Annotated in this window: 1 protein-coding gene; it reads right to left on the bottom strand. The window is 75.0% G+C overall.

Annotation, left to right across the window (positions count from 1 at the left end; all coding sequences use genetic code 11):
* Positions 1-3,944: SDR family NAD(P)-dependent oxidoreductase (locus tag SNR22_RS29085; RefSeq protein WP_413775729.1), on the bottom strand; the 3,944-nt coding region annotated here is incomplete at both ends.

The following is a 3,944-nucleotide window of genomic DNA, read 5'->3' as shown; positions in this document are numbered from 1 at the left end:
CGACTGCGCCGCCAGGTGCAACGCCACCAGCGACGACGAACACGCCGTGTCCACGGTCACCGCCGGCCCCTCGAACCCGAACGAGTACGACACCCGCCCCGACAGCACGCTTGCGGAGGCGCCGGTGGCCCCGTACCCGGCGAGCTCTTCACCGCCGTGCCGGATGAGGTTGTCGAAGTCCTGCCCGTTGGTGCCGGCGAAAACGCCGACCCGGCCGCCGCGCAGCGAGAGCGGGTCGATCCGGGCGTCCTCGATCGCCGCCCAGGACACCTCCAGCAGCAGCCGCTGCTGCGGGTCCATCGCCACGGCCTCGCGGGGCGAGATCCCGAAGAACTCCGCGTCGAAGGTCCCCGCGTCGTGCAGGAACGCCCCCTGCGACACGTACGACGACCCGGGGTGTTCGGGGTCGGGGTGGTGCAGCGCGGCCAGGTCCCAGTTCCGGTTGGCCGGGAGGTCGGACATGGCGTCGACGCCGTCGGCCAGCAGCCGCCAGAATTCCGCCGGCGATCCGGCTCCGGCGGGGAAGCGGCAGCCCATGCCGACGATGACGATCGGGTCGTCGTCGACGGGGCGTACCGTCGGGGCCTCTGTCGCGGGCAGCGCGTGCCCACCCAGCAGTTCCGTGCGGACGTGGGCCGCCAGGGCGGCGGGGTTGGGGTGGTCGAAGGCGAGCGTGGCCGGCAGGGTGAGCCCGGTGGCGGCGTCGAGCCGGTTGCGCAGCTCGACGGCGGTCAGCGAGGTGAAGCCGAGGTCCCGGAACGCCCGCTCGGCCGGCACCCGGTCGGCGCTGCCGTGGCCGAGCACGGCCGCCACCTCGGCGCGCACCAGGTCGCGGAGGGCGTCGAGCTGCTCGGCGTCGGTGCGGCCGGCGAGGCGGTGCCGCAGGGCCCCGCCCCCGGTGGCCCGGTCGGCGGTGGCGGCGTCGGTCACCTGCGGCGCGGTCAGCAGGCCCCGGATCAGCGGGTCGGAGCGGCGGCCGGCGGCGGTGCCCGCCACCCGGTCCCAGTCGACGTCGGCGATCACGAGGTGGGTCTCGTCGTCCTCCAGCGCCCGGGTGAGCGCCCGGACGGCCGTGGCGGGGGCCATCGCCCCGAAGCCGCTGCGGGCCATCCGGCGTTCGAAGTCACCGGCGCTGACCCCGCCGTCGGCCCACAGCCCCCACCCGATCGAGGTGGCCGGCAGCCCCTCGGCACGGCGGCGCTGGGCGAGGGCGTCGAGCCAGGCGTTGCCGGGGGCGTAGTTGGCCTGCCCGGGCCCGCCCATCGTGCCGGCGAGGGAGGAGAAGAGGACGAACGCCGACAGCTCGTGGTCGCGGGTCAGTTCGTCGAGGTTGCGGGCCGCGTCGACCTTGGCCCGCAGCGCGGTCGCCAGTTGGGCGACGGTGAGGGCGTCGACCACGTTGTCGTCGAGCGCCGCCGCGGTGTGCATGACGGCGGTGAGCGGCAGGTCGGCGCGGACCGTGGCGAGCAGGTCGGCGAGCGCGTCCCGGTCGGCGACGTCGCAGGCCGCCACGGTGACCCGGGTGCCGGTCGCGGTCAGCTCATCGATCAGCGCGGTGACGCCGGGGGCGGCGGGGCCACGGCGGCTGACCAGCAGCAGGTGGTCGGCGCCGGCCGCCGCGAGAGCGCGGGCGACGTGCCCGCCGAGCGCGCCGGTTCCGCCGGTGACGAGCACGGTGCCGCTGGGGGTCCAGGCACGGCCGGGGCCCGCCGGCTGGCCGGCGCGGACCAGTCGGCGGGCGTACGCGCCGGTGGCGCGCAGCGCGAGCTGGTCCTCGGCGCGGTCCCCGCCGAGCAGCCGGCGCAGCAGTCGTACGCCGCGCGCGTCGGCGGCGGCGGGCAGGTCGACGAGGCCGCCCCAGCGCTGCGGGTGCTCGGCGCGCAGCACACCGCCGAAGCCCCAGAGCAACGCCTGGTCGGGGTCGACGGGCTGGTCGCGGTGGTCGACGGCGACCGCGCCCCGGGTGGCGATCCAGAGCCGGGCGGGGAGCCCGGTGTCGCCGAGGGCCTGGGCGAGGGCGACGGTGTGGGCGAGGCCGGCCGGCACGGCGGCGGCGTCGGGGTACGTGCCGGACGCGAGGCCGAGCAGCGACAGGACGGTCCCGGGCCGCGCGTCCCGCTCGGCGTACGCGTCGGCGAGGGCGCGGGCGAGGGCGTCGCGGTCGTCATCGGCGGCCACCCGCAGCACCCGTACGCCGGGCGCGGCGAGCGCCGCCACCCACTCCTCGGCGGCGTGTTCGGGTGCGACGAGCAGGATTTTGTCGGTCTCCCGGCGGGCGCTCTCCGGCAGCGGCTGCCAGGTGACCCGGTACCGCCACGAGTCGAGGGTCGACTCCGCCTCCCGGCGGCGTCGCCACGCGGAGAGGGCGGGGAGCACGGCGCCCAGCGGGGCCTCGGGGTCGACGGCGAGGGTGGCGGCGAGGGCCTCGACGTCCTGGTTCTCGATGACCTGCCAGAAGGCCGCATCGTCGGGCGCGGCGACGCCGCCCTCGGGGCCGTGCGGCCGGGTACGGGCGTTGAGCCAGTAGCGCCGGTGGTGGAAGGCGTAGCTGGGCAGGTCCACGACGCGGGGCCGACCACCGCCCTGGGTGAACCACGCCGCCCAGTCGACCGGGGTGCCCGTCACATGCAACCGCGCCAACCCGGCGACCAGAGCGGCAACCTCCGACTGGTCCCGCCGCAACACCGCCACCTGCTGCACCGACCGGCCGGCCGGCGTCTCGGCGGCCATCGCCGTGAGCGTCGCATCCGGGCCCAGCTCCACGAACGTCGTCACGCCCAACCCATGCAGCGTGACGATCGCGTCGCCGAAGCGCACCGCCTCCCGCACATGCCGCACCCAGTACTCCGGACTGGTGATCTCGACGGCGTCTACCAGGCCCCCGGTCAGGTTCGACACGAGCGGCAACCTCGGCGCCCGCCACTCCAACCCTTCGAGAACCGCCCGGAACTCGGCCAGCATCGGCTCCATCAACCGCGAGTGGAACGCGTGACTGACCGACAGGCGCTTCGCCCGCCAGCCCCGGCCGGCACACTCCCGCGCGACCCGGTCCAGGTCGGCAACCGGGCCGGACAGCACCACCGAAGCCGGCCCGTTCACCGCAGCCACATCCACGGCCTCGCCGGCCAACTCCCGCACCAACTCCTCGGCCGCACCCACCGCCAACATCCCGCCACCGGACGGCAACGCCTGCATCAACGAACCCCGCGCCGCCACCAACACGCAGGCGTCCTTCAGCGACAACACCCCCGCCACATGAGCCGCCGTCACCTCACCAATCGAATGCCCGACCAGGTAATCAGCGGTCACCCCCCACGACGACAACAACTCATACAACGCCACCTCCACCGCAAACAAACCCGCCTGCGTATACGCCGTCTGATTCAACAACCCCGCAAAATCGGTGCCCGGCTCGGCGAACACCACCTCCCGCAACGGATGGTCAAGCCGACCCACGAACAACGCACACACCCGATCGAACGAATCCGCGAACACCGGAAACGCGTCGTACAACTCCCGGCCCATCCCCGCCCGCTGCGCACCCTGACCCGAAAACAGCAACGCCCGCCGACCCGAGACGACCTCGCCGGTGACCAGGCCGGGAGCCGAGCGGCCGTCGGCGAGGGCGGCCAGGCCGGCGAGCAGGCCGTCCCGGTCCGGGGCGACTATGGCGGCGCGGTGTTCCAACGCGGCCCGCGAGGCGGCCAGGGACCAGCCCACGTCGACCGGCGACACCTCGGCGTGCCCCCGGGCGAACTCCGCCAGCCGCCCCGCCTGACCCGACAGCGCCTCCGCCGACCGCCCCGACACCAACCACGGCACCACCGGCAACACCACCGGTGCAGACGCCTCCGCCTCCACCGGCTCCGCCTGCTCCACGATCACATGCGCATTCGTCCCCGAAATCCCAAACGACGACACCGCCGCCCGACGCGGCCGATCCA

The sequence above is a fragment of the Micromonospora sp. RTGN7 genome, assembly GCF_033804645.1.
Lineage (GTDB): Bacteria > Actinomycetota > Actinomycetes > Mycobacteriales > Micromonosporaceae > Micromonospora.
This window is presented reverse-complemented; position numbering and strand designations above follow the sequence as displayed.